This window comes from Acuticoccus kandeliae (assembly GCF_003073115.1).
This window is the reverse complement of the sequence record NZ_QBBV01000093.1, coordinates 1-374: the sequence shown is the minus strand read 5'-3', so window position 1 is coordinate 374 and position 374 is coordinate 1. Positions and strand designations below refer to the sequence as shown.

1 protein-coding gene is annotated in these 374 nt (G+C 69.8%); it reads right to left on the bottom strand.

Going from position 1 to position 374, the window contains the following annotated elements; all coding sequences use genetic code 11:
* Positions 1-374 (bottom strand): FAD-binding oxidoreductase (locus DBV35_RS29455; RefSeq protein ID WP_245944155.1); only part of this gene is annotated, 374 nt, incomplete at both ends.

Here is a 374-nt window from a genome sequence, read left to right as displayed (position 1 = left end):
CGCCGTAGTAGAAGGTGGCCCGTCGTTCGACGCCGCCCTCGGCCATCGCCCGCAGCAGGCCCAGTACCGGCGCCATGCCGGCGCCGCCGCCGACGAAGACGATCGGCGAGCTGCGGTTCTGGCGGAGGGTGAAGGTGCCGAAGGGCGCCTCGACGTCGAGCCGGTCACCGGGAGCGGCCTTCTCGTCGAGCCAGGTTCCGAACAGCCCACCCGGGTAGACCTTGATGACGAACTCGTAGGTGCCGTCCCGGTTGGGGGTGTTGGCCATGGAGAACGAACGGCTCTCCTCGGTCCCGGGGCAGACGAGGTCCATGTACGGCCCGGGGAAGAACTTGAGCTCCGACGGCGCGACCAGCTTGACGGTCGGGTGCCGC